Raw genomic sequence first — 4,558 nt, forward strand, 5'->3', positions numbered from 1 at the left:
AACGATGTGCGCCAAGTATTCAGGTCGGAACTCGGTGAGCAGTTCACGTCTGGGCTGCACAACCCGAATTGGTTGCCGTTTGACCAGGTAGCAGACGAAACAATAAAGAATATGCTCTTATTCCGAAGTACTTTTCCTAGAAGATGAAATACTGGGTAACAGGTACACCGCCACACGGTGCAACGTGCTGAGTTGGCGGATTTCTTGTAATTTCATCTCAGCGGTTAGCAAGATTTGATTTCGAGGTTGGTAGTGGGATGCGTTTGGATGTGTTCCACCTGCCAGTGTGCCGATGTATGGGCACATTGGACGATCCGTTGATCCAACGACGAACGTGGTCTATCGACAGGAAGACGAAAGTGATCGCTACCACTGCACATATCGCAATCCTCGGTTGGCTTTTCATCGCCCGGACCTGTCGTCGGAAGATGGGGGCTGATAGAAGAGTCCGACCGGCCGTGCGGGCTCTCGCGCTAGTTTCATCGCTGGTCTGTACCGCCTGCGGTTCGAGTGGCGAATCGATTTCGGATGCGTCTGCGACGTTTGAACGGGGCGGCTGTCCGGTCGAGCAAGCGGCGGTACTGGCAACTCTTAATGCGACGTGTGGGACGCTGACCGCTCCTCAAGATCGAAGCCACCGCAGCACAGAGAAGGTTCAACTTCCTGTCACGATCATCCCCTCGATGACTCAGCCGGCACAGTCGGATCCCATCGTCTACATGGCGGGAGGACCGGGGGCAAATGCAATCGCCCAAGCGCCGGACCTTGTCAAAGCAGGTCTCAACGCGCGTCGCGATTTGATCATCATGAACCAGCGTGGCGTTGCCTATACCCTGCCGAATCTTGCCTGTCCCGAAGTTGATGATGCGATGGCTTCTGCCGTGAGCCTGCCCCATGACTCGCCTCAACATAAGGCTCTGCACGTAGCCGCAACCAAGGCGTGTCACGATCGTCTCGTAGCGCAGGGCATTGAACTGCGCAACTTCAATACTATCGAGAGCGAGGCAGATCTCGTTGACCTCCGCAAGGCGCTCAAGATTGGCCAGTGGAATCTGTACGGCTTGTCTTACGGTACTGATCTCGCACTCAGTCTGATCCGCGATCATCCGGAAGGCATCCGCAGCGTGATTATCGATGCTGTGCTGCCTCCCAGCGTCGTGAGCTTGGGGTGGACGTGGACGAATGCCAACGAGGCCGTCAATAATATCTTTCGAACGTGTGCAAGTCAGCCAAGCTGCGCCGCCAAGTACGGCGATCTTGCCTCACAGTTCACGACGCAGGTCCAGAAGCTTGAGGCCAATCCGCTTACGATGACGGTGACCGTCCCAGGAACGGAGACGACGACGCCCGTCGTCCTCGACGGAGGAGCAATACTCAATTGGATAGGGTCGCTTCCCGATCCGGTCGTGCCAATACCTTCAGTTCCGGCGGCGATCCACGAGTTGGTTATAGGACACCCGCAAAAAATCGCTGAAGCGCGAGCGGTCGCTGCAAGCCCTGTCGGGAGGGGTATGGTCGGCTATGGACTTATGTACAGCGTGATTTGCAGCGAGTGGGTGCCATTCGAGCCCGCCTCTGGAATTTTATCCCAAGGGCGATCCGCTTTCCCGGCTTATCCGGAGACTGTGCTTTCCCAGCCACCTGGACTGCCATTCATGACTGAAGATTGCGCTGTATGGAACGTTCCGCGGGCCTCGAGTTCAGTTCGTCAGGTCACCAACAGCTCAATTCCCACACTCGTGCTAAATGGTAGTTTCGATGGAAAAAGCGCCCCCCAATGGGGTATCTATGCAGCCAGCACGTTGTCGAATGCGACCGTAATTACTGTTCCTGGCTCGGGGCATGGAGCGTTGTTTCAGGTTCAACTGCCCACAGATACACCCGCCAGAACATGCATTCAGAACATCGTGGCATCTTTCCTCTCGAATCCTGTTGCGCCAGATACACGCTGCGGGGCGGTGTTAACCGATGTGCCATTCGACACTTCCCATTAAAGGCATCAGGTTCCGTTCTTCATTCGAGATCGGGGGGCGCAGAAAGAGGTCCGCCCTCTTGAAGTCTGTATTCGCATGGTGTGTCAGCTATGCCGCAGGTTGGGACTCCTAAATTGTTCGTACCGTTCCATGGAGAGCCTCCTCGGGCGGCGCAGACGTCGGTGCGGCGCTGCCCTTACTAATTTGGAGATGAGAATGAGCGAGATCTTGCGAGCCATGGTGGGCAAGTGCAAATTGTTATTGATTGCCGCCTTCACTTTCTTTGTGGCGGGATGTGGGGATTCGCCAAATAACGGTTCAGCCAAGTTTGTGATTGGCACATGCCCCTCGCGGGTAGCGTCGTCTCCAGCCTTCGCTAATGCGCGGTGCGGACAATTGGTGGTTCCGGAGAATCGCCAGCGACCGAACGCGAAAACTATTAGTATATCCGTCGCAATAATCCCGTCCGTAGTGCAACCTCCGCAGCACGAACCTGTTTTTCTTATAGCTGGCGGCCCCGGCGGGGATGCTATGGTTGATGCTGGCTTCCTCGTTCCAACTCTTAACAGGACGCAGGATCTGATCGTGTCGGCGCAGCGTGGAACGTTGGACGCCACGCCCGCTCTTCTGTGTCCTGAAATCGACGCATTCAATGCAAAGGCGGTCAGCCTTGTCTACGGTGCGCCGTCGACTAAGGCTCTTCACGTCGCGGCGACTAAGGCATGTCACGATCGATTGATCTCTGATGGAGTCGACCTGAGCGCCTACAACACGTTCGAGAACATTGAGGACTTTGTTGACTTGGGAAAGGTCCTTAACTTGTCAAAATGGAGCATCTTCGGTACATCCTATGGCACTTACGTTGCGCTTACGCTTATGCGCACGCACCCGGAGCACTTGGTGAGTGTAACCATCGACTCCGTTGTGCCTCCGAGTGTGGCGAGCTTGAGCTGGCCTTGGACTAGTGCTGGTGAGGGGTTCAACAATCTCTTTGATGCGTGCGCCGCGCAGCCTTCCTGTGCCTCACGCTATGGCGATGTAAAGGTCAAGTTCACCAGCCAAGTCCGAGCGCTTGAGGAGCACCCGCTGACGACGACCAGCACGTATCAGCCGGGAGGGCCGCCGATAAAAGTGGTGCTTGATGGTGGCGCACTTGTCGACTGGTTCGTGGCGAACGGTCGATCAAGTTTCTACTCAATACCCTCGGCGATCCAGGAGTTGACCAATGGCGACCCGGTTCAGATTGCCGCAAGCCGCGCTGCACTGGCAGGGCCGGCACCGCAGAGCATCCAAGCTTATGGCTTGACCTACGGCGTGTTTTGTAGCGAGTGGATTCCGTACGAGCCTCAATCGGAAATACTAACTCAGGGGCGACTAGCATTTCCCAATTTTCCGGATTCAGTTCTTTCTCAAACGCCGCAACTCCCATTCGCGACAGAAGATTGCGCGGTGTGGGATGTTCCTAGATCGTCTCGTTCCATACGCGACATTACCACCAGCACTATACCGACGTTAATCATTGATGGCACGTTCGACAGCAAGACCTCACCAATGTGGGCGAAATACGCAGGGAGGTCCTTAGCTAATTCGACGACTATTATTGTTCCCGGCATCGGGCATTTTGTTACGCCACAATCGCCATGCGTCCAAGCCGTGGTTGAGTCCTTCCTTGCTAACCCTAGCATGAAACCTGACACAGAATGCGTCGCGCGGTTGAGCCCCGCGCCATTCAGCTGAGAGCCGGTCTCGGCGAAGCTGTGCAGCGGGATCTGTCGGGAAGGTCATGCCCGAATGGACACATGCGCGTCGCTCATACGGTACGCAGGGCTCGGTACTTGCCCGCCGACAATTTGCTCGCTTCTTCTCGCTCCACTTGCATCGTCCTCAACCACAACGCGTTGGGACAGCCCACCTACAACGTCGCATCGGCTTAACAAGGCCGAATTCGAACAAAGCCTCTAAGAATGATGGTGCAGCATGAACATAGTCATTGCCGACACCCACCCGATGACTAGGGTCGGTGTAGAACACGTACTGACGAAGGCGTTTCATTCCGCGAGTGTGAATGTCCTGCACGCAGGAAATGTGTGTGAACTCTATCAGACGCTCGAGCGAACATCCTGCAATTTGCTGATCTGCGAATACGTTATGCCAGGATCGCCTTCGGACGGACTCGTCCTGATGGGTACAATTCGCCGGCGCTACCCTAGCTTGTCGATCGTGCTGTTCACCGCGATCGACAGCCTCGGACTAGTCAGATCTGCGGTCGTTCGTCTCGGTATTGATTGCCTCGTCAGTAAAAATGATGGGCCACTCCATCTCGTCGAAGCGATTAATGCCGCCTGCGCAGGTCATCCATACGTCTCGCCCAGCTTTGCTGCATGTGACCGTGATGCCGCGCGTAGGGCGGGAATATCGAACCCGGTTCGACTGACTCCACGAGAAGCGGAGGTCATTCGGCTTTTTGTCTCTGGACGCACGATCAATGAGATCGCAGCAATCCTGAATCGGAGCAAGCAGACAGTCAGCGCACAGAAGCGTGCCGCACAGATAAAACTGGGTGCACCTCGGGATATGGATCTGTA

Annotated in this window: 3 protein-coding genes; all 3 read left to right on the forward strand. The window is 55.6% G+C overall.

What is annotated here, in order from left to right:
* The first annotated feature begins 359 nt into the window (after positions 1 to 359).
* Entirely contained in the window at positions 360 to 1,994 is a 1,635-nt protein-coding gene (locus P0D80_RS48710) for an alpha/beta fold hydrolase (protein ID WP_408295538.1), read from the forward strand.
* 195 nt (positions 1,995 to 2,189) lie between these two features.
* A complete protein-coding gene (locus P0D80_RS48715) occupies positions 2,190 to 3,710 on the forward strand; it encodes an alpha/beta fold hydrolase (RefSeq protein WP_408295541.1) in 1,521 nt (506 codons plus the stop codon).
* Between the two features lie 240 nt (positions 3,711 to 3,950).
* On the forward strand, positions 3,951 to 4,558 hold a 608-nt coding region (locus tag P0D80_RS48720; RefSeq protein ID WP_408295544.1), incomplete at its 3' end, for a response regulator.

Source organism: Paraburkholderia sp. RL17-373-BIF-A, from assembly GCF_046030175.1.
In the GTDB taxonomy this organism is placed as follows: domain Bacteria; phylum Pseudomonadota; class Gammaproteobacteria; order Burkholderiales; family Burkholderiaceae; genus Paraburkholderia.